Origin of the sequence: Streptomyces sp. NPDC093109 (genome assembly GCF_040701725.1) — a bacterium.
Lineage (GTDB): Bacteria > Actinomycetota > Actinomycetes > Streptomycetales > Streptomycetaceae > Streptomyces.
Genome location: NZ_JBFBEZ010000074.1, coordinates 1 through 21,341 on the forward strand (window position 1 = coordinate 1; position 21,341 = coordinate 21,341).

The window sequence follows — 21,341 nt, forward strand, 5'->3', positions numbered from 1 at the left end:
GGCCCTCGTAGCGGAGCTACTAGGGCATTTCGGCAACGCCGCGAGCGTGCGTGCCACGCCCCGCGAGCCCAGATCACAACCCCACACAGGCCCTAACGGGGGTTACGGAAGAAACGTCGTCACCCTGCGCTGGAACCGCCACTCGCCGTCCCGCCTGCACAGCACGTCGTCGTAGCGGCCGACCAGCTGGACGGCCCAGCCGGACTCTCCGCGCTGGAAGAACGCCAGATTGCTCACGGCCACCGCCTCGTCCTCCGCCGCCGCGGTGACCACGGTGTTGCCCACCAGGTGCAGCTGCGGCCGCGCCGGCGCGAATCCCGCGTATCCGGCCCGGATCGCCTCGTCGCCCTCGAAGGTGCCCACGCCCGCGATCTCGGCCACGCCGTCGGGCCAGAACAGGGCGGCGACGTCGTCGACCCGGTCGGCGTCCAGCGCCTGGGCGTACGCGGCGATCGCGGCCTCGACATGGGCCGCGGTGGACGCGTCGGCGAATGTGCTCATCGTCAACTCCATACAGGGATCGGGGAATGGGAAGGGGCCCGCGCCTACGCCTGGAAGGCCGAGGCCCTTCGGGTCAGCCGCCAGGCGCCGTCGTACCGGCGCAGTGTGTCCTCGTACCGGCCGACAATCTGTACCGTCCAGCCGGAAACGCCCGGCTCACCCGACTCGCCCGACTCTCCCGGCTCACCGTCACCGCGGTGGAAGTACGTCACGTCGCTGACCGCGGTCGCCTCGTCCTCGCCCCTGGCGGTGACAACGATGTTGCCGGTGAGGTGCAGTTGGGGCCGCGCCGGCTTCCAGCCCGCGAAGGCCACGCGGAGCGCGTCATGGCCCTCGACGGGTGCGGCGCCGGGCAGTTCGAGGACCCCGTCGGGCGCGTACAGCGCGACCACGTCATCGGTACGGCCGGCGTCCTGGGCCTGGGCGTGCGTGGCGATGACTGCGCGGACGCCCGCCACCACCGATGCGTGAGTGGATTCGTTCATTCGACTCTCCCGGAACAGGAAGTGCTCTGCGGGTTTACTGAACTCATCTTTCGACCGCCGAGTCTATTCCAGCGTTCCACCTCCGGGAAGTGCTGTGCGAAGTTTAATGAATCATTTTATTGACCACTCGGTACAATCTCCCTAGCATGCGTACGACGGTCGACGGGGATCGTCAGCTACGCGAGGAGTTGTTGTCGTGACGAAGCGTTGGAAGCAGCGGCCACCGGGCTCTACGTGGGGCGACTGGGGCGAGGACGACGAGCTGGGCCGCGTCAATCTGATCACCGCGGAGAAGGTGCTGCAGGGCGTGCGCGAGGTCGAGCACGGGATCACCTTCAGCCTCAGCCTGCCGCTGGACTACCCGGGCGGTTCGGCGCTCAACCAGCGCCGCTACCCGCCCGTCCTCAGGCCCACCGAGGATCTGCGGCACAACCAGGACGTCTTCTACAACGTCGTGGCCAGCAAGGAGATCGACCCGCAGCTCATCGACGTCTGGTCCGACGATGTGGTGACCCTGTGGCTTCAGTACTCCACGCAGTGGGACGCCCTCGCCCACCAGGGCGCCGAGTTCGACGCGGACGGTGACGGCGTCGCCGAGCCCGTCTACTACAACGGCTACCGTCCCGGCACCGACATCGTCGGTCCCCGGGAAGACGTCAAGGGCGACGGCAGCGGGAGCCTCAGCCACGCCGCCCACCTCGGCCTGGAGCACATGGCGGCACACGGTGTCCAGGGCCGCGGCGTCCTCGTCGACATCGCCCACCATCTCGGCACGGGCTTCCAGCCGGTGAACCTGAAGACGCTCCAGGACATCATGGCGGCCGACAACGTCGTGGTGGAGCCGGGCGACATGCTCCTGCTCCACACGGGCTTCGCCACCCAGATCCTCGCCTGGGAGAAGAACCCCGACCCCGTGGCGATCCACCGGACAGCCGCCTATCTCGACGCCGGCGACCCGGCGCTGCTCGACTGGATCGCCGACTCCGGGATCTCCGGGCTGATCGCCGACAACTACGCCGTCGAGGGTGTCGGTGTGAACGCGGCCCGGGACCAGGGCCCGCACACCCTGCTGCCCATCCACCACCTCTGCCTGTTCAAACTCGGCGTTCCGCTCGGCGAACTCTGGTACCTCAACGACCTCGCGGCCTGGCTGCGCGAGCACGGCCGCAGCCGCTTCCTGCTCACCGCGCCCCCGCTGAACCTCCCCGGAACGCAGGGCAGTCCGCTGACGCCGGTCGCCACCGTCTGACAGCGGCGCGAGGTTCTGTGGGCGGGCGAGGGACGGCACATTCCCCCCTCGCCCCCCCCCTCGCCCCCCCCTCGCCCGCTCACGCCACGAACGTCGGGATCGCTCCGGTGAACTGCCGTGCCGACAATGTGTATCGCTCGGTCCAAAACCGATTCACCGGGAGGGACGGGAACATCCGGCGGACGACATCGACCGTCCGGCCCAGATGCGGCTCCGTACGGCCGGCCGGTGTGCGACGGCGAGGCCGGCGGTGGCTGCCGGGCGTACCAGCGGCCGGTGGACGACACCGGCGAGCGCGAGCGCGGTCACCGGCTCGGGCACGACCGCGGGGCCGAGGCCGCCCGCCACGAGGGTGATCGGGGTGGACGTCTCGCCGACCTCGTGCCGGATACGGGGCTCGACGCCGGCGTCCCGGAGCAGCCCGAGCACCACGCCGTACATCACCGAACGCCGGTCGGCCGAGTGGACGACGAGATCGCCGCCTACCGGCTCCGCCACCCGGACCTGTTTCCGCCCGGTCGGCCGGTGGTCGGCGGGCGGCGCGACCACCAGCCGGTCGCGCCGCAGCGGTGTGACCGTGAGCGGGGCCTCGTCGACCGGCGGTCGCAGCAGGGCGACGTCGATCTCGCCCGGCAGTTCGGTCGCGAGATGCCGGGACAGCTCCGGGAGCAGGCTGTAGGTCGCCGAGCCGACGCGGCCGATCGCGAGGCGGCCGACCGACCCGGCCGCGACCCGGCGGGCCTCGTGGGAGGCCTCGTCCACGTCGGCGAGGATCGCGCGGGCCCGCGTGAGGTAGGCACGGCCGGCGTCGGTGAGGTCGACACGCCGCGTGGTGCGGTGCAGGAGCTGGACCCCGAGCTCCGCCTCGAGCCGGCGGATCGCCTGCGAGAGCGGCGGCTGCGCCATGTGGAGCCGCTCGGCGGCGCGGCCGAAGTGGCGCTCGTCGGCGACGGCGATGAAGTACCCGAGATGACGCAGGTTCATGGTGAGGACTTCATGCATCTCAATCGGTCCTTCACCGTATCAAGTTCCGCACTTAGCGTGGTCGGCATGACTGCTTTCGTCTATGCCGCCGCACGCACCCCGTTCGGGCGTTTCAACGGCGCCCTCGCCGGTGTCCGACCCGACGACCTCGCGGCGACCGCGATCAGAGGCCTGCTCGCGAAGGCCCCCGGCCTGGACCCCGCCGCGATCGGCGAGATCGTGTGGGGCAACGCCAACCAGGCGGGCGAGGACAACCGGAACGTCGGCCGGATGGCCGGCCTGCTGGCCGGGCTGCCCGTCTCCGTGCCCGCCACCACGGTCAACCGGCTCTGCGGCTCGTCGCTCGACGCCGCCGCCATCGGATCGCGGACCATCGACGTGGGCGACGCCGACATCGTCCTGGCCGGCGGAGTGGAGTCGATGACCAGGGCGCCGTGGGTGCTCCCCAAGCCCGACCGCGCCTTCCCCGCCGGCCATGTCACCGCGGTCTCCACGACGTTGGGCTGGCGACTGGTCAACCCCAGGATGCCCGCGGAGTGGACGGTCTCGCTGGGTGAGTGCAACGAACAGCTGCGGGAGCGGTTCGGCATCCCGCGCGAGCGGCAGGACGAGTTCGCCGTCCGCTCCCACCGGCTGGCCGCCGCGGCCTGGGACGAGGGGTTCTACGACGATCTGGTCGTACCGGTCGACGGCGCCGGACTCGCCCGCGACGAAGGCATCCGGGCCGGCTCCACCGTCGAGAAGCTGGCCGCGCTGAAGCCGTCGTTCCGCCCGGACGGCACGATCACCGCGGGGAACGCGTCGCCTCTCAACGACGGTGCCTCCGCGGTCCTGTTGGGCTCCGCGGCGGCGGCGGACCTCATCGGCCTGCCTCCGCTCGCCAGGATCGCCGGCCGGGGCGCCGCCGCGCTGGAGCCTCAGGCGTTCGGGTTCGCGCCGGTCGAGGCCGCCGAGCGGGCGCTCGCGCGGGCCGGTATCGGGTGGGACCGGGTCGGAGCCGTGGAGCTCAACGAGGCGTTCGCGGTGCAGTCCCTCGCCTGCGTGGACGCCTGGGGCATCGACCCCGGCATCGTGAACGTCAGGGGCGGCGCCCTCGCGATCGGGCATCCGCTCGGCGCTTCCGGCACCCGCCTCCTCGGGACGCTCACGAAGGTGCTGGCCGAACGCGGCGAGCGGTACGGCGTGGCGGCGATCTGCATCGGAGTCGGGCAGGCGCTCGCCATCGTCCTGGAGAACGTGGAGACCGGCCGATGAGCCGGACCGAGGTACGGGAGACGGCCGACGCGGCGGTGGCCGGGATCCAGGACGGCAGCACCGTCCTGGTGGGCGGCTTCGGTCTGGCCGGTATGCCCTCCGACCTCGTCGGCGGGCTCGTCCGGCGACCGGCGGCGAGGTGAGGATCCTGGAGACCCACGGCACCACCGCCGGGGAGCTGTCGGCCCGCCTCGGTCTCGACCGCGCCGCCTGACCGGCATCCGCCCGACTGGAGCGGTGGTCGGATCGACTCAGGATGCCCGCATCGGGGCGGTACCCCCGAACCCGGCGTACACGGCGGCGAACGTGCGGGCCGCGGCGGACAGTTCGTCGACCGGCACGTACTCGTCGGCGGCGTGCGCGACGGTCATCGACCCAGGACCGTAGACCACGGTCGGGATGCCGAGGTCGTTGCGCAGGAACCGGGCGTCGGTGCCGAGGTTCAGGCCGCGCACGGGGGCGCCGCCGGCCGCCTCGCACACCGACCTGACGAACGGGTGCTCCGGGTCAAGCTCGGAGCCCTCGACGAAGGAGAGGGTCTCGACGGTGTGGTCGATGCCGGTCCCGGCCCGTTCCAGTACGGCGGCGAGGCCGTCCAGCACCTCTTGTTCGGTCCATCCCGGCAGCACCCGCCGGTCCAGGCGCAGGGTCGCGGAGTCGGCGACGATGTTCGGCATCGACCCACCGTGGATGGTGCCGACATTGCAGGTCGGGTTGCCGAGCAGCCGGTGCGGCGTGGTACCGAAGTCCGCCAGGTGCGCGGCCTGCACAAGCCGGGCGGCGTCGGCGATCGCGGAGTGCCCGGCCGCCGGGTCGCCGCCGTGCGCGGCCCTGCCGAACACCCGGACTTCGGCGAGCAGCGTGCCGCGCTCCGCGATCCCGACGCCCAGCTCGCTCGGTTCCGGCACGATGGCGGCGTCCGCGGCGATGCGGTCTGCCGCGAGCAGCGCGCCGGTCCCCCACCGGCCACCGGTCTCCTCGTCGGCGACCAGGTGGAACAGCAGGTCGCAGGGGAGCTCGACGCCCGCGTCCTGACAGGCGCGAACCCCCTCGATCGCCGCCGCGATACCGCCCTTCATGTCGCAGGCGCCGCGGCCGTGGACCCGGCCCTCACGCACCACCCCGCCGAACGGGGGCACCGACCAGTCCTCGGCTTGCAGGGCGACGACGTCGATGTGTCCGTTGATGAGCAGCCGCGGCCTGCTGCCGTCCCCGGCGCCGAGGGTGCCCAGCACGGAGGTCCGCCCCGGGGCGGGCTCGAACACCTCGGTGCGTGCCCCGAGCCCGTGCAGAACGTCGCGCAGCAGCGGCACGATCGCTGTCTCGTCCCCCGGTGGATTGCGGGTGTCACACCGCACCATCGCAACGGTCAGGTCGGTGAGGCGGCCGGTGTTCACCGCCGCCCGAGCCCGGTCGGCGGCGTGCTCGGGGGTGCTCATGGTGATCTCCTCGCTACAAGTGGACAGGGAACGCCTGCGTGTACTCCGGGGTGTCGGCGCTCGGACAGCGCCCGATCACAGATCGCCGAAGACGATGTCACCACCGACGACTGTGGCGGTGACCTGCTGGTCACGGATCCGGTCGGGGGCGATCTGAAGGAGGTCGTCGCCCAGGGTGACGAAGTCGGCGAGCTGGCCCACCGACAGGCTGCCCTTGTCGTGCTCCTGCCCGACGGCGTAGGCCGACCCGTGGGTGTAGGCGCGTATCGCTTCGTGCACCGTGATCCGCTCCTGCGGCCCGAGAACCCGCCCGGACCTCGTGCGCCGGTTCACCATGTCGTGCAGCGAAACCAGCGGGTTCGCGTCCGAGACGGGGGAGTCCGTCGAGCCGTTGAGAACGATGCCCGCCTTGGCCAGGGAGCCGATCCGGTAGATGTCGTCGGCCCGCTCCGGGGCCACGGCCTCGGCCATGCCGTCGCCGAAGTCCGACAGGAACACACCCTGGGGTACGGGGACGACGCCCAGCCGAGCCGCTCGGGCCACATGCTCGTCGGTCGCGAACGCGAAGTGCTCGATCCGATGGCGGACCCCGGGGCGGGGGGAGGCATGCTGGGCGAGCTCGAAGGCGTCGAGCGCGTGGCTGATCGCCCGGTCGCCGATGGCGTGCGTGGCCACCGTCCAGCCGGCCCGGTGTGCCCCCACGACGAACTCCGTGAGCCGGTCCGGCTCGTGGAGCAGGACTCCGAGGTTGTCCGGCTCCCCGTGGAAGCAGGCGTGCATGGCGGCCGACCTGCCGATGAACGAGCCGTCCGCGACGATCTTCACCGGGCCGACCCGCAGTCGGTCGTCTCCAAGACCGGTGCGGATGCCCAGGTCGAGACCGAGCCAGTCCTGCTCGGGGAGGTCCGCGAAGGGATGGAGCGTCGTGATGTAGGGCATCAGGGTCACCCGGACCCGCAGCCGCTGCTGCTCGACCGCGGTCTGGTACGAGTGGTAGTCGACCGGGGAGTTCCCGACCAGCCGGATCTCACCGATCCCCGGCTCGGTGACCGAGGTGAGGCCGTACCGCACGGCCTGCTCGCTCGCCAGGCGCAGGTTGCGCTGCACGTCGTCGAGCGGCATCGGGCGTACGAGCGCGAAGATCAGCCCCATCGCGGACTCCTGCAACAGCCCGACGGGCCGGCCGCTCCCGTCCCTCGGTATCTCGCCGCCGGGCACCTCCGGCACGTTCTCGCGACCGGGGTGGCCCGCCAGCTCGAAGGCGCGGGTGTTCGCCACCATCATGTGACCGGATACGTGCTCCAGGACGACGGGGCGGCCATCAGCGACCCGGTCCAGCCCCTCGGCCGTGGGGTGGTGCCCCCCGAGGTGGTTCTGGTCGTAGCCCGATCCACGCACCCAGGCGTCCGGCGGCAGGGTCCGCGCATGCTCGCGCACCGCCCGGTAGAGCCCGTCGAGGTCGCGCACCGACCCCGGGCGCAGATCCAGGGAGGCGAGCCGGTGGCCCGTGAGCGAGAGATGGTGATGGGCGTCGTGGAAACCGGGCAGTACCGGCTGGCCGCCCAGGTCGACGACCTGGTCCGCCTGCACACCGTCGAGGTCGCCGTCGAGCCCGACGATACGGCCGTGGAGCACACCGAGCGTGTGTGCGACCGGTCGGCCGGCGTCGAAGGTACGGATCCGGCCGTTGGTGAACAGGGTGTCTACGCGCATGTGGTCTCCAGGAAACGTGGGGCAGTAACCCTGATAGGCGAATCACCACATCGTCGACGAACCCGTCATGCGTGTCCAATGATGATTACGGTTTCGGGTATACACTTTCCGTATGTACGGGAACCGCGAACTCGAGGCTTTTATCGCCGTGACGGACGCGGGTTCGGTGAGTCTCGCCGCAACCCGGCTGTTCCGTACCCAGCCGACGGTGTCGAGGCAGCTGGCGGCGCTCGAGCAGCAGATCGGATCCCAGCTGTTCCGGCGGACGTCGAGCGGTATGACGCTGACGCCGGTCGGAGAGCAGCTCGAACCCATGGCCCGCGATCTCGTCCGGCGGGGGACGCGTGCGGTCGATGTCATGCGGGCGGTGGTGTCCAGGGAGCGGTCGTTCGTCGTCGCCTGTCCCGAGCTGACGGGAATCATGCTCCTGGCCCCGTTCATCGTGGCGGGCGGTGCCGTCTCCGACATCGTCGTCTCCCCGCCGGACGAGGTCTACGGCACGCTCCGCGGAAGAGCGGACTTCGCGGTCACCACCAGCCCGCCGCTCAAGCGCCTGCAGGGGATGCAGCTGTTGACGGTTCCGCTGCTCTGTCAGGTGGCGCCCGGCCATCCCCTCGCCGAGGGGGACGATGTCGAGCTGGAGGCGGTCGTGGCCGAGCCGTTCTTCACCCCCGGCCACGGTGGCACGGCGCTTCAGCTCATCCAACTGCTCGCCGAGCGCGAGGGATTTGCCCTGACACTGGCGACGACGGCGAACGCACCGATCGCGCAGGCGAGGGCGGTGCGGGGACACGGACCCGCGATCGTGGTGGACCCTCCCAGGTTCGGGCTCGTGTCGCTGCCCGTCCGGCACCGTGGGCACCCGCTGACCGCGGCCCTCTACGCCGGCTGGGAGCCCGGGCATTACGCCTCCGACGACATCGCCGAGGTGGCGCGCGAGCTGTCCGTGTTCATGAAGGGGCACCTGTCCACGGTGTTCGCCGTACCCGAGGGCTGATCCACCGTCCCCTCGACCCGGTCGCCGACGCCCCGACGCCCCGGCGGACCCGCCGGGGCGTCGGCACACACCCGCCGCACACCTGCCCGGCAGTGCGGCAGATGTCGACGACCGGGATCAGGCGCGGTTGCGCCGGTAGGTCTGGAGGCGGGCGAGGACCTCGGGGGACACCTTGTCCGGGTGCCCCGCGTCGAACGGTGGCTCCGGGTCGTACTCGACGGCGACCTGGGCGGCCTGTGCCGCGGTCTCGTCGATCAGCTGCGAGATGAGGCGCAGACCCATGTCGATGCCCGCCGAAACACCGGCGGCGGTGATCACACGCCGGGCGGGATGCTCGATCACCCGTTGGTGCACCGGCACCGCTCCGAACCGCGCCAGCTCCTCGTGGACGCTCCAGTGAGTGGTCGCCTCCAGACCGCGGAGCAGGCCGGCGGCGCCGAGGATCAGGGAGCCGGTGCAGACCGACGTCGTGAACCGTGTCGTGGGGTGCACGGCCCGGAGCCAGTCGACCAGCGCGCCGCCCGCGAGATGATCACGGCTGCCGGTCCCGCCGGGGACGACGACCACGTCGGGCGCCGGCACATCGGCGTAGGTGGCGTCGACGGTGAGCCCGAGCAGCCCGTTCTCGGTGCGGACCTCACCTCGCTCGGCGCCGACGAACACGATCTCCAGTTCGGGAACGCGCTGCAGAACCTCGTACGGTCCGATCGCGTCGAGAGCGGTCACACGGGGGTAGAGCGGGATGGCTACCTGCATGGTTCCTCCAGGAGCGGGATGGTCCGGCCGGGCGCCGGCCGGTGCGGAAGTGAGGTGGTCGTGGTCCGGTGACCGGGGCTCACGCGACGGCCACCGGGACCGGGGGGCTGACATCGGCCTTGCTGCGCCTGCTCAACAGCACGACGCCGAGGATCGTGATCAGAACCTGGCTGCCGAGGAACACCGCGACGCCCCAGGGATTGCCGTCGGAGCCGTTGAGGATGGCCTGCGCGATGAACGGTGTCGATCCGCCGATCAGCGACGAACAGAGCTGATAGGACATGGAGACGCCCGTATAGCGGACGTGGGCCGGGAACGCCGCGGACATCTGGCTGGCGAGCAGGGCGTAGTACATCGCGGAGGGTCCGAAGAAGAGCACGGTCGTGATGGCGATCGCCACGACGTTCGCCGCCTGGATGGCCAGGAAGAACGGCGGGACGAGCAGGAAGACGCACACGAGACCGCCGACCATGACCCGGTTGGCCCCCCACCGCCGCGCCAGCGTCGGCGCCAGCGGCTGCAGGATGAACTGCAGTACCGCTCCGGCCAGCAGGACCAGGAGCATCGTCTGCCGCTCGATGCCGAGGCGTCCGGTCGTCCACGCGAGCAGGAAGGTGTTCGTGAAGTAGGCGAGCGAGATGCCGATGACCGAGGCCGCGATGCCGATGACGACCGTGGCGGGTACCTCGCGGAACACGGTGACCACGGGAGTCTTCACCACCGCGCGTGTGCGTTGGGTCTCGACGAAGTCCGGCGACTCCTCCAGCTTCAGCCGTACGACCAGTCCGACCACGACGAGCACCGCCGAGAGCAGGAACGGCAGTCGCCAGCCCCACGTCAGGAACTGCTCCTCCGGCAGGCGGCTCACCAGCATGAACACCAGCGAGGCCATGATCGCCCCGGCGGGCGAGCCCTGCTGGACCCACGCGCCCGCGAGCCCGCGTTTGCCCGGTCGGGCGTTCTCGGTGGCAATGAGCACCGCGCCACCCCACTCGCCGCCCACGGCCATGCCCTGCAGCGCCCGGAGGACGACCAGCAGGATCGGAGCGGCGACGCCGATGGTGGCATGGGTGGGGAGCAGGCCGATGCCTGTGGTGGCCACCCCCATCAGGATCAGTGTGATGACCAGTGTGTTCTTCCGGCCCCACTTGTCGCCGAAGTGTCCGAAGACCACACCGCCCAGCGGGCGGGCGAGAAAGCCCACCCACAACGTGGCGAAGGAGGCAAGCAGAGCGGCGCCGGGGGCGACGTCCGGATAGAACACCTTGCCGAAGACAAGTGCGGCGGCGGTTCCGAAGATGAAGAAGTCGTACCACTCGACGGCTGTACCGGCGAATGCTCCGATCATGGCCCGCCGTTGCCGGACGGCGGCGTTCAGGTCGGATGTTTCACGGCTCTGACTCAAAGCCTCTCCTCTGTGTCGTTCCGGTCGCGCACACCGGGGATCGTCGGCGTGGTCACGACATGAACGGATTGTGCAGTGCCACCACCCGAGCGTCTAATGAGAGTTATGTGAGCCATATATACGCTCGCTGTATAGGCGGGCGGTGGGTGCGGCTCTTTCGAAGTGAAGGTCCAGTAGGCGTCGAGGCCCCAACCGGTCCCCAAGAAACGCGGAAAGGCGGTACCGGATTTCTCCGATACCGCCTGCGACTTGCGAAAGACACAAGTCGGGACGACAGGATTTGAACCTGCGACCCCTTGACCCCCAGTCAAGTGCGCTACCAAGCTGCGCCACGTCCCGGTGCCCGGCTCGCCGGGGGTTCTCTCCCGGTCCGACCGCGCAAGAGAACATTACCCCACTCCGTGCGGCGTTCGGGACGGCGCCGGGGCGGGAGACAATCGGGGAATGGGTGATGACGGGCGGGACCGGGACAGCGCGGGGCGGGCTCGGAGCGCCCGCCCCCGGGACGGGCTCGGGCGGCCACTGCCGTACGGGGCGGCCGGGGTGGAGCGGCAGCCCGAGGGGGTGGTGCGTACGCCCGGGGAGACCCTGCGGGAGGCGCAGCGGCTGCTGAACGCGGGCAAGCCGTTCCACGCGCACGAGGTGTTCGAGGACGCCTGGAAGTCCGGGCCCGAGGAGGAGCGGGCGCTGTGGCGGGGAATGGCCCAGCTCGCGGTCGGGCTGACGCACGCCGCCCGGGGCAACACGGCCGGCGGGGCGCGGCTGCTGCGGCGGGGCGCGGGCGTGGTCGGCGCGTACGCCGAGGAGCCGGCCCAGGCGCCCGGCGCGCCGTACGGCATCGATGTCGCCGGGCTGGCCGCGTGGGCGCGGGCGCTGGCGGAGCGGGTGGAGCGGGCCGGGGCGGCGGTGGACGCCGTCCGGGAGGCGCCCCGGCTCACCCGCCGCTGATCCCGCCCCGCGCCCACGCGCCCGCCGCCCGCCGGGTTGCCGCTACTCCGTGACCAGGATGACTTCCAGGGTGCGCGGTCCGTGTACGCCCTCCACCCGGTCGAGTTCGATGTCGCTGGTCGCGGACGGTCCCGAGATCCAGGTCAGCGCGCGGGTCGGCACGATCCTGGGCATCGCCCGCGGTACGGAGGCGACGACCTGGTCCGGCACCCGTACCACGCAGATGTGGTGGTCGGGGATGAGTGTGATCCGGCGCCGTCCCTGGTCGGGGGAGGCGTCGAGCACGAGGGTGCCGGTCTCGGCGATGGCCAGCGCGCAGCCCGTGACGACGCTGTCGACCGTGTCGAGCTCCCCGGCCGTGGCCCGCGGGTCGTCCTCGACCCGGGCGACGGTGCCGGGGGTGGCGGCGAGCCAGTGCGCCGGCAGTCCCGGCGGGACCAGGACCGTACGGGAGCCGCGCTCGGCCAGCAGCCGCCCGACGAGTGCGGGCAGTCCCCCGTCGTCGGTGCGGTGGACGAGCGCGCGGTAGTCGGCGAGGTTCTCGGCGAGGAGTTCGACGACCCGGCTGTCGGGGGTGTGCGTGTCGAGGTAGTCGCGGGCCGGTTCCGGCACTTCGGGCGCGTCGGCCACGGCGGCGCGGATCCGGGCGAGGATCCGCTCGCGCGACCCCGTGCCCGGGCCCGTGACCTTTGAATCGCTCATGTTCCGTTGTCCTTACGGTCGTTGCCGCGGTTCTTCTTCCACCAGTCGCGGAACGGCTCGGGCGGCAGCTCCGGCAGTTCGCGCGCGTCCGTCCACGCCCCCGCGCCCGGCGGCTTCGACGGGTGGAGCGCGCGGGTCCGGGAAGCGGCCCGCTCCCCCGCCGCCAGCACACCCGGATGGTCGAGGACCCAGCCCGCCGCCTTCATCGCCGCCTTCTCCAGCCGGTGCCCCTTGCCGCCCCGGTCCGCGACACGTTCGCGCAGATGGACCAGCACCTCGGGGATGTCGATGGCGACGGGACACACCTCGTAGCAGGCCCCGCAGAGCGACGACGCGTACGGCAGCGAGGCGTCGATCTCGCTCTCCGTGCCCCGGAGTTGGGGGCTGAGGATCGCCCCGATCGGCCCCGGGTAGACGGATCCGTACGCGTGTCCGCCGGCCCGTTCGTAGACCGGGCAGACGTTGAGGCAGGCCGAGCAGCGGATGCAGCGCAGCGCCTGCCGGCCGACCTCGTCGGCGAGGGTGCCGGTGCGGCCGTTGTCCAGCAGGACGAGGTGGAAGTTCCGCGGCCCGTCGCTGTCATGGGTGCCGGTCCACATGCTGGTGTACGGGTTCATCCGCTCCGCCGTCGAGGAGCGCGGCAGCGTCTGGAGGAAGACCTCCAGATCCCGCCAGCTCGGCACCACCTTCTCCACGCCCACCACGGAGATCAGTGTCTCGGGCAGGGTCAGGCACATCCGGCCGTTGCCCTCCGACTCGACGACCACCAGGGTGCCGGTCTCGGCGACCATGAAGTTCGCCCCGGACACACCGACCTTCGCGCGCAGGAACTTCTCGCGCAGATGGAGGCGGGCCGCCTCGGCGAGTTCGGCGGGGGTGTCGGAGAGGCCGTCGGGGGCGGCCCGGCCCCAGTCGCCCATCCGGTCACGGAAGATCTCGCGGATCTCGCCCCGGTTGCGGTGGATCGCCGGGACGAGGATGTGGGACGGCCGGTCCTCGCCGAGCTGCACGATGAGTTCGGCCAGATCGGTCTCGTACGCGGCGATGCCCTCCGCCTCAAGCGCCTCGTTGAGCCCGATCTCCTGAGTGGCCATCGACTTGACCTTGACGACCTCGCGCTCACCGGTGGCCTTCACCAGGTCCGCCACGATGCGGTTGGCCTCCTCGGCGTCGGCCGCCCAGTGGACCACACCGCCGGCCGCCGTCACCGACTCCTCCAACTGGAGCAGATAGCGGTCCAGATGGCGCAGGGTCCGGTCCTTGATCTGCTTGCCCGCCTCGCGCAGCCGGTCCCAGTCGGACAGCTCCGCCACCGCCCTGGCCCGCTTGTCGCGGATGGTGTGGGTGGCGTGCCGCAGATTGGCGCGCAGGGTCTCGTTGCCCACGGCCTCCTTCGCGGCCACCGGAAAGGCCGGCATCCCGAGATACGTACCGCTCATGACCAGGGCTCCTCTTCGGTCGACGCCAGGATCTCCGCGAGGTGCACGGCGCGCGGCGCGGCACCCTCACGGCGCAGGATGCCGTCGATGTGCATGAGGCAGGAGTTGTCGGCGCCGCACAGCACCTCGGCGCCGGTCGAGACGGCGTTGTGGACCTTGTCCCGGCCCATGGCCGCGGAGACATCGGAGTTCTTCAGGGCGAAGGTGCCACCGAATCCACAGCACTCGTCGGCGCCGGGCAGCTCGCGCAGCTCCAGTCCGCGGACCGACTCCAGCAGCTTTCTGGGCCGCTCCCCGAGCCCGAGCATCCGCAGTCCGTGGCAGGACGGATGGTAGGTGACGGTGTGCGGGAAGTACGCGCCGACATCGGTCACACCCACCACGTCGACCAGGAACTCGGTCAGTTCGTAGGTACGGGAGGCGAGGCCGGCGGCGTCCTCGCCGCCGATTCCCGGATAGTGGTGGCGGACCATCGCGGCACAGGAACCGGACGGGGTGACCACGTAGTCGTATCCGTCGAACGCCCGGACCATCCGGCGGACCAGCGGCTCGGTCTCGCGGCGGTAGCCGGTGTTGAACTGCGGCTGTCCGCAGCAGGTCTGCGCCGCGGGGAAGTCGACCTCGACGCCCAGCCGTTCGAGGATCCTCACGGTCGCGATCCCGGTCGACGGGTACAGCGCGTCGTTGACGCACGTGACGAACAGTGCGGCGCGCACCGGTGGCGCGGCTGCCGCCCGTGCGGGCGCGGAAGCGGGGGCGGGGGCGGAAGCGAGGGGGCCGCTCATGCGGTGTGACGGTGCATCAGACATCCGATGGGTGGGGCCTTTCCGGGGAGCTTTCCGGGGAACATGGGGCAGACTCGGTGGGATGAGAAAGATCAGTGTCATCGGCATCGGCGCGGGCGACCCGGACCAGCTGACCGTGCAGGCGGTCGAGGCGCTCCGGCGGGTGGACGTGTTCTTCCTGCTCGACAAGGGCGCCGAGAAGGCGGATCTCGCCGAGGCGCGCCACGCGATCCTGCGCCGGTATCTCGGGGACGGGCGCTCCGGCCCCGGACGCCCCCGCCACCGGCTGGTCACGCTCCACGATCCCGAACGGGACCGCGCGGCCGACGGCGCCGGCTACCCCGGGGCCGTCGCCGACTGGCGCGCCCGGCGGGCCGCCGGTTTCGAGCGCGCGTTCCTGGACGAGCTGGGCGAGGACGGCACCGGCGCGTTCCTGGTCTGGGGCGATCCCTCGCTGTACGACTCGACGCTCGCCGTCCTCGACGAGGTCCTGGCGCGGGGCGCGGTGCGCTTCGACCACGAGGTGATCCCGGGCATCAGCAGTGTCTCGGCGCTGGCCGCCCGGCACCGGACCGGGCTGACCCGGGTGGGCGCGCCGGTGCAGATCACCACCGGCCGGCGGCTGGCCGAGGGGTGGCCGGACGGGGTGGACGACGTGGTGGTGATGCTCGACGCCCAGCAGTCCTTCCTCCGTCACCTGGCGGAGGATCCGGTCATCTTCTGGGGCGCCTACGTCGGTACGGCGGACGAGATCCTCGTGTCGGGGCGGCTCTCCGAGGTCGCGGGCCGGATCGAGGAGCTGCGCGCCGAGGCGCGGGCCCGCAAGGGCTGGATCATGGACACGTACCTGCTGCGCCGGGAGCCGTAGCGGCGCGGGCCGGCGGCGTGTCCCGCTGCTGTCCCTCACACCTTCACCCGCCCACGCGCATTGAAACGTTTCATGACCTGGTGCGCATCGTAGAGCCCCCGCAGCGGTGCTACAAGGGGCACGCGTGAAGCGGGAGTGTCAGGCCGTGAAGCGGGAGCGTCAGGCCGTGACCCGGCGGCGCACCAGGTCGAACACCGCCTGGACGCGCTTGCCGACCGGCACCCGTTCGGCGGTGAGCACGTCGGCGACGGCGTACACGATCTCCATACCGTGGCCGCCCAGCCGTCCGGGATCCCGTTCGTAGCGGAGCGGCAGGACCGGGCTGCTGTCGTACACCGTCACGATCACCTGCCGGTCCGTGCCCTCCAGCTCCAGCAGATACGGGCCGTGGCTGTGCCGTTCGGCGTTGGTCACCAGTTCACTGACGACGAGCATCAGGTCGCCCGTCGTCCGTGCGCCGAGGGCGGCGAGCCACTCGGCCTCCAGCTGCTGGAGGAACTGGGCGGCGAGCTGCCGGGCCTCGGCGATACAGCCGGGAACGCCGCTGAACTCGCCGGCCCGGCGCAGCGGCCGTACGGAGTCCGCGATGGCCGCGCACGCCGTACCGCTGACGATCTGTTCGTTCATAGCTCCTGCCACACCGGAGGGCGATCGGGGGGACCGCTTCCCGGATGCCCTTATGCCCTCGTACGCCCCCGGTATGCCCACCGGATCCGTGAAAGGTGTCACGTGGCGCCCGGGGGTCCGCACCCACGGGCGCCACCGGCGTCACCAGCGCGGGATCGTGGCCCGGAAGGTCGGGTGGACGGTCCGCATGTAGCCGGTGTCGTCCCGGTTGCGCAGGCCGCTGGAGAGGTACTGCTCGTGGAGGGTCCCGAGCGCGTCGCGGTCGAGCGTCACCCCGAGGCCGGGGGCGGTGGGCACCGCCACCGAACCGTCCTTGAACGTCAGGACGCCGGGCTCGATCACGTCCTCGGTCTTCCACGGCCAGTGGGTGTCGCAGGCGTACGTGAGGTTGGGCGTGGCCGCCGCGAGATGGGTCATCGCCGCGAGGCTGATGCCGAGGTGCGAGTTGGAGTGCATGGACAGCCCCATGCCGAAGGTGTCGCAGATGCCGGAGAGGAGCTTGGAGCGGCGCAGTCCGCCCCAGTAGTGGTGGTCGGAGAGGATCACCTGTACGGCGTTCACGGCCACCGACGGGTGGAGTTCGTCGAAGGCGACCACGCACATGTTGGTCGCCAGCGGCATCGGCACCTCGCGCGCCACCGCGGCCATCCCCTCGATGCCCGGGGTGGGGTCCTCCAGATACTCCAGGACACCGTCGAGCGCCCGGCCCACCTCGATGGAGGTGGGCACGGACCAGACGGCGTTGGGGTCGAGCCTGAGCGGGTGGTCCGGGAACTCGGCGCGCAGCGCCCGTACCGCCTCGATCTCCTCCTCGGGCGGCAGGACGCCGCCCTTGAGCTTGATCGCGGTGAAGCCGTACAGGTCGACCATGCGCCGGGCCTGGGCCACGATGCCCTCGGCGTCCAGCGCCGCGCCCCACTCGTCGGGTTCGGCGCCGGGGTGGGCGGCCCACTTGTAGAAGAGGTACGCGCTGAACGGCACCGCGTCGCGCACGGCGCCGCCGAGGAGGTCGGAGACGGGCCGCCCGCACGCCTGGCCCTGGATGTCGAGCAGGGCGACCTCGAACGGGGAGTGGACCCGGTCGACGGTGCTGCTGCTGGTGACCATGCCGGTCAGCCCGGTGCCGCCGACACCGCCGACGCGGGCGATGACCTCGCCGACGCGCCGGTGCAGTTCCTCGGTCGCGTAGATGTCGAGCCCGGTGATCCGCTGCGCCACGGCCCGCAGCCGGTCGAGGTGGCGGGCGTCGGCGTAGGTCTCGCCGAGGCCGGTGAGTCCGCCGTCGGTGTGGACCTCGACGATGGCGCGCAGGGCATACGGCTCGTGGACGCCGACGGAGTTGAGGAGCGGCGGGTCGCGGAAGGCGACCGGGGTGATGGTGACGGCGGAGATCCGCAGCTGTTCCGCGCTCATGGTCAGACACCCTTCACCAGGTCGAGGCCGCACTCCAGGAGCGCGGCGAGTTCACGGAGGTCGTCCGGCGCGGGCTCCGTCAGCGGCGGCCGGACCGGCCCCACGTCGAGGCCGCGCAGCCGTACGCCCGCCTTGACCAAGGAGACCGCGTAGCCCGGGACCTTGTCGCGGAGCGCGACCAGCGGGTGGAAGAAACCGGCCTCAAGGGCGTCGACGAGCTTGTCGTCGCCGGTGGTCACCGCGCGGTGGAACGCGAGGGAGATCTCCGGGGCGAAGCAGAAGACGGCCGACGAGTACAGCGGCACCCCGATGGCCCGGTAGGCGGGCACGGTCGCCTCGGCGGTGGGCAGGCCGTTGAAGAACTGGAACGCCTTCCCGCTCGCGCGCAGGGACTGCCTGATCGCGACGACGGTACGGGCCAGGGTCTCGATGTCCCCGACGCCGTCCTTGAAGCCGGTCACGGTGTCGATGGCGGCGACCTCGACGGCGGCGCCCGGGCCGAAGCGGGCGTTGGCGCGGTTGTAGACGATGACCGGCAGTTCGGTGGCGGCGGCGATCTGCCGTACGTACTCCACCAGTCCGGCCTGGTCCGCGTTGACCAGGTACGGCGGCAGCAGGAGCAGCCCGTCGGCGCCGTTGTCGCGCGCGGCCCCGGCGAGGGCGACGGCCGCGGGGAGGGCGCCGCCCACTCCGGCGTAGACGGGGACCGTACCGTTCGCCGCGCCCACCGCGGTGCGGACGACGTCGGTGTGTTCGCCCGCCGACAGGGCGTGGAACTCACCGGTGCCGCAGGCGGCGAAGACCGCGCCGGCGCCGGCGCTCACCCCGGCCCGGACGTGGGCTTCGAGGGCTTCCAGCTGTGGGCCGCCGTCGGGGGCGAACGGGGTGACCGGAAAGAACAGCACTCCGTCAAGCATAAGACTCCGTTCATATACGTGAAAGCTATCCATACACATATAACCGTCAGCCAACCTAAAACCCGTCGCGAAGCCCGTCAAGCACCCGGCGGGCACCCGTCCGGCACCCTGCGAGCATGCGGTGGATTTCCGGGAACAAGCCATTGACCCGACGAACACGCGTCCGTAACGTGACCACTCGTGTGACAGATGTTCACATACATAAACAACGTTCAGTGCGCCGAAGGTGGGAGACAACGATGGTCCCGCAGCCCCCAGCGAAGAAGCCACCGGCGAGGAGTCCCGGGAACGCTCCCGGGAACCCCGCCGGGAGCGAGCCGGACGCAGAGAGCCGTGCGGTCGGCAAGTTCCTCCGCCGCATGCTGCCCATTCTCGTCCTGATGCTCCTGGTCAACCAGATGGACCGGACGAACGTGGGCTTCGTCCAGAACGAGCTGCGCGCGGATGTCGGTGTGAGCGCCACCGCCTACGGCCTCGGCGCGGGCCTGTTCTTCATCGGCTACGCCCTCTTCGAGGTGCCGAGCAACATGCTGATGGAGCGCTTCGGCGCCCGGGTCTGGCTGACCCGCATCATGATCACCTGGGGTCTGGTGATCGTGGCGATGTGTTTCATCCACAACGTGACGACGTTCTACGTCCTGCGGTTCGTCCTCGGTGTGGCCGAGGCCGGCTTCTTCCCCGGTGTGCTCCTCTACTTCACCCAGTGGCTGCCCGACTCCAGCCGCGGCCGGGCGAGCGCGATCTTCCTGGGCGGCTCCGCCACGGCCTACATCGTCACCGGCCCGATCACCGGCGCCCTGCTTGAGCTGCACGGGCTGGGCGGATTCGCGGGCTGGCGCTGGATGTTCGCGCTCGAAGGCGCCTTCTCCATCGTGGTCGGGATCGTCGCAGGATTCTTCCTCGTCTCCCGTATCGGCGAGGCCCGCTGGCTGACGGACGAGGAGAAGGAGGCGCTGAGCGCGGCGGTCGCCCGGGACCAGGCGGCCCGCGCCCGGGCCCCCAAGGTGTCGCGCTTCAAGCTGCTGATCCATCCCCAGGTCGCGCTGCTGACCGGGGTGTTCTTCGCGATGGCCCTCACCGGGTACGCGATCACGTTCTGGCTGCCGAGCCTGGTCGCCGAGATCGGCGGGCTCTCGCCCTTCCAGATCGGGCTGCTCTCCGCCATCCCGTGGATCTGCGCGGTCATCGCCATGTACTCGATGAGCCACTTCACCGACCGGGTCCCCGACCGCCGTCCGTATCTGGCGATCGCCCTGGTCCTGTCGGCCACCGGCGCCTTCCTCGCCACCATGGGCTCCCCCTGGTTCGGGCTGCTCGCCATCACCCTGGCCGCGATCGGCGGGAAGTGCGCGGCCACCCTGTTCTGGCCGATGGCGCAGTCCGGGCTCGATCTCAAGATCGCCGCGGCGGGGCTCGCCGTCGTCAACTCCCTGGGCAACCTGGGCGGTTTCGTCTCCCCCACGCTCTTCGGCTATCTCAAGGACACCACCGGCACGACGAACGGCGGGCTGTACGGGCTCGCGGCGGCCTCCATCCTGGCGGCGCTGGGAGTCGCGTTCATACGACGGCCGGGCAACGGGGCGGCCGACGCGGGCTCCGGCTCGGGCTCCGGTGCGGCGGCAGCCGCCCCCGTCCAGGGGCAGGTCGCGACGGGCGAAGCGCGCTGAGGGAGGCGGCGGGGCGATCCCGTACCGGTGCGCGAGATCACGTTGACCCCGCGCGCCGTTCCCCGTAAAAGTGGCTGCATGATCCATCTATTCGCGCCGCCGCCGACCGCCGCCGCTTCACCTGACGGGAACATGCCGTGCAGGGAGTTCTGACCGGATTCGCCGTCATCGCGGTGGTCATCGGCGTCGGCTACGTCATCGGGCGGCGCCGGTATCTCGGGGACAACGGCCGTGAGGTGCTCACCAAGCTGGCCTTCCATGTCGCCACGCCCGCCCTGCTGTTCACCACGCTCGCCCGGGCCGACCTGTCGGTGATCCTCTCCAGCAGGCTGCTGATCACCGCCATCAGCACCGCGGCGGCGGCCGGGGCGTTTCTCGCGGTCGCCCTGGTCCGCCGCTGGGACGTGGGGCGCAGCACGATCGGGGCGCTCTGCTCCAGCTATGTGAACGCCGGCAACCTGGGCATCCCGATCGCGGTGTACGTGCTCGGCGACGCCTCGCTGGTGGCGCCCGTCCTGCTCTTCCAGCAGCTCGTCGCCACCCCGATCGCGCTGACGGTGCTCGACCTGTCGGGCGGCGCGGAGAAACGTTCGGTCTGGCAGCGGGTGACCACCCCGCTCCGTAACCCGGTGGGCGCCAGCTCGCTGCTGGGCGTGCTCGTCGCTGCGGCCGGCTGGACGGTGCCCGGGCCCGTACTCGATCCGCTGGTCCTGATCGGCAACATGTCGGTGCCCGCGGTGCTGCTGGCCTTCGGGATCTCCCTGTGCGGCAGCGCGCTGCCGGGCCGGGGCCCCGACCGGTTCGCCGTGCTGCTCTCGGCCGGGCTGAAGGCCGTGGGCATGCCTGCGGCGGCCTGGGCGCTGGGGGCGGGCGTCTTCGGGCTGCACGGCGCGGCGCTGCTCGATGTCGTGGTCACCTCGGCGCTGCCCGCCGCCCAGAACCTCTATACGTACGCCTCGCGCTACCGGGTCGGCGAGCGGCTCGCGCGCGAATCGATTCTGCTGTCGACGGTGGCGTCGGTCCCGGTCCTGGTGGTGATCGCGGCGCTGCTCGGCTGAGGGCCGCCTCGGGTACGTACCGGGCGGTGTACGTACCGGCTAGGGCCTGTGTGGGGTTGTGATCTGGATCAGGGAGCGGGGCGTGGTGCGTGCGATCGCAAGGCGCCGAGAGGCCCTCGTAGCGGAGCTACTAG

Annotated in this window: 20 protein-coding genes, 1 tRNA gene and 1 pseudogene; 8 read left to right on the forward strand and 14 right to left on the reverse strand. The window is 71.2% G+C overall.

Annotated features, from left to right (window positions below; all coding sequences use genetic code 11):
• Nucleotides 1-102: 102 nt before the first annotated feature.
• Together AB0389_RS36670 and AB0389_RS36675 are read right to left on the reverse strand one after the other, a co-directional pair.
• Nucleotides 103-501, reverse strand: a complete 399-nt coding sequence (locus AB0389_RS36670) for a nuclear transport factor 2 family protein (protein ID WP_366399917.1) — start codon at nucleotides 499-501, stop codon at nucleotides 103-105.
• Between the two features lie 44 nt (nucleotides 502-545).
• Nucleotides 546-986, reverse strand: coding sequence for a nuclear transport factor 2 family protein (locus AB0389_RS36675; RefSeq protein WP_366399918.1), 441 nt, complete (start codon nucleotides 984-986; stop codon nucleotides 546-548).
• 196 nt (nucleotides 987-1,182) lie between these two features.
• On the opposite strand from AB0389_RS36675, the gene AB0389_RS36680 reads away from it, so the two are divergent.
• Nucleotides 1,183-2,235, forward strand: coding sequence for a cyclase family protein (locus AB0389_RS36680; RefSeq protein WP_366399919.1), 1,053 nt, complete (start codon nucleotides 1,183-1,185; stop codon nucleotides 2,233-2,235).
• Nucleotides 2,236-2,388: 153 nt separating this feature from the next.
• On the opposite strand, the gene AB0389_RS36685 is transcribed toward AB0389_RS36680, so the two are convergent.
• Nucleotides 2,389-3,237, reverse strand: a complete 849-nt coding sequence (locus tag AB0389_RS36685; RefSeq protein ID WP_366399920.1) for a LysR family transcriptional regulator — start codon at nucleotides 3,235-3,237, stop codon at nucleotides 2,389-2,391.
• A gap of 48 nt (nucleotides 3,238-3,285) precedes the next feature.
• Between AB0389_RS36685 and AB0389_RS36690 the strand changes: the two genes are divergently transcribed.
• Both AB0389_RS36690 and AB0389_RS36695 read left to right on the forward strand, forming a co-directional pair.
• Nucleotides 3,286-4,473 (forward strand): thiolase family protein, encoded by a 1,188-nt coding sequence (locus AB0389_RS36690; protein WP_366399921.1) that lies wholly within the window; start codon nucleotides 3,286-3,288, stop codon nucleotides 4,471-4,473.
• Nucleotides 4,470-4,595 (forward strand): annotated as a pseudogene (locus tag AB0389_RS36695) (CoA-transferase); the annotation flags it as partial. The gene AB0389_RS36690 and the pseudogene AB0389_RS36695, both read left to right, overlap by 4 nt.
• A gap of 129 nt (nucleotides 4,596-4,724) precedes the next feature.
• On the opposite strand, the gene AB0389_RS36700 reads toward AB0389_RS36695, so the two are convergent.
• Nucleotides 4,725-5,912 (reverse strand): M20 family metallopeptidase, encoded by a 1,188-nt coding sequence (locus tag AB0389_RS36700; protein WP_366399922.1) that lies wholly within the window; start codon nucleotides 5,910-5,912, stop codon nucleotides 4,725-4,727.
• Between the two features lie 75 nt (nucleotides 5,913-5,987).
• Nucleotides 5,988-7,625 carry an amidohydrolase gene (locus tag AB0389_RS36705; protein WP_366399923.1) on the reverse strand — a complete coding sequence of 546 codons (1,638 nt, stop codon included), beginning with the start codon at nucleotides 7,623-7,625 and terminating at the stop codon, nucleotides 5,988-5,990.
• Nucleotides 7,626-7,737: 112 nt separating this feature from the next.
• Between AB0389_RS36705 and AB0389_RS36710 the strand changes: the two genes are divergently transcribed.
• The gene (locus tag AB0389_RS36710) at nucleotides 7,738-8,622 is read left to right on the forward strand and encodes a LysR family transcriptional regulator (protein WP_366399924.1); all 885 of its coding nucleotides are present in this window, start codon (nucleotides 7,738-7,740) and stop codon (nucleotides 8,620-8,622) included.
• Nucleotides 8,623-8,739: 117 nt separating this feature from the next.
• Here the strand turns inward: AB0389_RS36710 and AB0389_RS36715 are convergent, their stop codons facing one another.
• The 3 genes from AB0389_RS36715 to AB0389_RS36725 all read right to left on the reverse strand — a co-directional run bounded on the left by AB0389_RS36715 (nucleotide 8,740) and on the right by AB0389_RS36725 (nucleotide 11,122).
• Entirely contained in the window at nucleotides 8,740-9,378 is a 639-nt protein-coding gene (locus tag AB0389_RS36715; RefSeq protein ID WP_366399925.1) for a DJ-1/PfpI family protein, read from the reverse strand.
• A 79-nt stretch (nucleotides 9,379-9,457) separates the two neighbouring features.
• Entirely contained in the window at nucleotides 9,458-10,783 is a 1,326-nt protein-coding gene (locus tag AB0389_RS36720; protein ID WP_366399926.1) for an MFS transporter, read from the reverse strand.
• Nucleotides 10,784-11,048: 265 nt separating this feature from the next.
• Nucleotides 11,049-11,122, reverse strand: a tRNA-Pro gene (locus AB0389_RS36725).
• Nucleotides 11,123-11,227: 105 nt separating this feature from the next.
• Here AB0389_RS36725 and AB0389_RS36730 point away from each other — a divergent pair.
• Nucleotides 11,228-11,731, forward strand: coding sequence for a DUF309 domain-containing protein (locus tag AB0389_RS36730; RefSeq protein ID WP_366399927.1), 504 nt, complete (start codon nucleotides 11,228-11,230; stop codon nucleotides 11,729-11,731).
• A 42-nt stretch (nucleotides 11,732-11,773) separates the two neighbouring features.
• Here the strand turns inward: AB0389_RS36730 and AB0389_RS36735 are convergent, their stop codons facing one another.
• Genes AB0389_RS36735 through AB0389_RS36745 form a run of 3 tightly spaced genes read right to left on the reverse strand, consistent with a single transcriptional unit; the run spans nucleotide 11,774 to nucleotide 14,588 of the window.
• Nucleotides 11,774-12,433: an LUD domain-containing protein gene (locus AB0389_RS36735; protein WP_366399928.1), complete on the reverse strand. Its 660-nt coding sequence runs from the start codon at nucleotides 12,431-12,433 to the stop codon at nucleotides 11,774-11,776.
• Nucleotides 12,430-13,872 (reverse strand): LutB/LldF family L-lactate oxidation iron-sulfur protein, encoded by a 1,443-nt coding sequence (locus AB0389_RS36740; protein WP_366399929.1) that lies wholly within the window; start codon nucleotides 13,870-13,872, stop codon nucleotides 12,430-12,432. Before AB0389_RS36740 ends, AB0389_RS36735 begins: the two co-directional genes overlap by 4 nt.
• On the reverse strand, nucleotides 13,869-14,588 hold the full coding sequence (locus AB0389_RS36745) for a (Fe-S)-binding protein (RefSeq protein WP_366399936.1): 720 nt from the start codon (nucleotides 14,586-14,588) through the stop codon (nucleotides 13,869-13,871). The genes AB0389_RS36740 and AB0389_RS36745 overlap by 4 nt, the downstream gene beginning before the upstream one ends.
• A 151-nt stretch (nucleotides 14,589-14,739) precedes the next feature.
• Between AB0389_RS36745 and cobF the strand changes: the two genes are divergently transcribed.
• Nucleotides 14,740-15,525 carry a precorrin-6A synthase (deacetylating) gene (gene cobF / locus AB0389_RS36750; protein WP_366399930.1) on the forward strand — a complete coding sequence of 262 codons (786 nt, stop codon included), beginning with the start codon at nucleotides 14,740-14,742 and terminating at the stop codon, nucleotides 15,523-15,525.
• Between the two features lie 159 nt (nucleotides 15,526-15,684).
• On the opposite strand, the gene AB0389_RS36755 is transcribed toward cobF, so the two are convergent.
• The 3 genes from AB0389_RS36755 to AB0389_RS36765 all read right to left on the reverse strand — a co-directional run bounded on the left by AB0389_RS36755 (nucleotide 15,685) and on the right by AB0389_RS36765 (nucleotide 18,515).
• Nucleotides 15,685-16,152, reverse strand: coding sequence for an ATP-binding protein (locus AB0389_RS36755; protein WP_366399931.1), 468 nt, complete (start codon nucleotides 16,150-16,152; stop codon nucleotides 15,685-15,687).
• A gap of 141 nt (nucleotides 16,153-16,293) precedes the next feature.
• Nucleotides 16,294-17,565, reverse strand: coding sequence for a glucarate dehydratase family protein (locus AB0389_RS36760; RefSeq protein ID WP_366399932.1), 1,272 nt, complete (start codon nucleotides 17,563-17,565; stop codon nucleotides 16,294-16,296).
• A gap of 2 nt (nucleotides 17,566-17,567) precedes the next feature.
• Nucleotides 17,568-18,515: a 5-dehydro-4-deoxyglucarate dehydratase gene (locus tag AB0389_RS36765; protein ID WP_366399933.1), complete on the reverse strand. Its 948-nt coding sequence runs from the start codon at nucleotides 18,513-18,515 to the stop codon at nucleotides 17,568-17,570.
• 326 nt (nucleotides 18,516-18,841) lie between these two features.
• Between AB0389_RS36765 and AB0389_RS36770 the strand changes: the two genes are divergently transcribed.
• Together AB0389_RS36770 and AB0389_RS36775 are read left to right on the forward strand one after the other, a co-directional pair.
• Nucleotides 18,842-20,149, forward strand: coding sequence for an MFS transporter (locus AB0389_RS36770; RefSeq protein ID WP_366399934.1), 1,308 nt, complete (start codon nucleotides 18,842-18,844; stop codon nucleotides 20,147-20,149).
• 137 nt (nucleotides 20,150-20,286) lie between these two features.
• Nucleotides 20,287-21,207, forward strand: a complete 921-nt coding sequence (locus tag AB0389_RS36775) for an AEC family transporter (RefSeq protein ID WP_366399935.1) — start codon at nucleotides 20,287-20,289, stop codon at nucleotides 21,205-21,207.
• The last annotated feature ends 134 nt before the right edge of the window (nucleotides 21,208-21,341 follow it).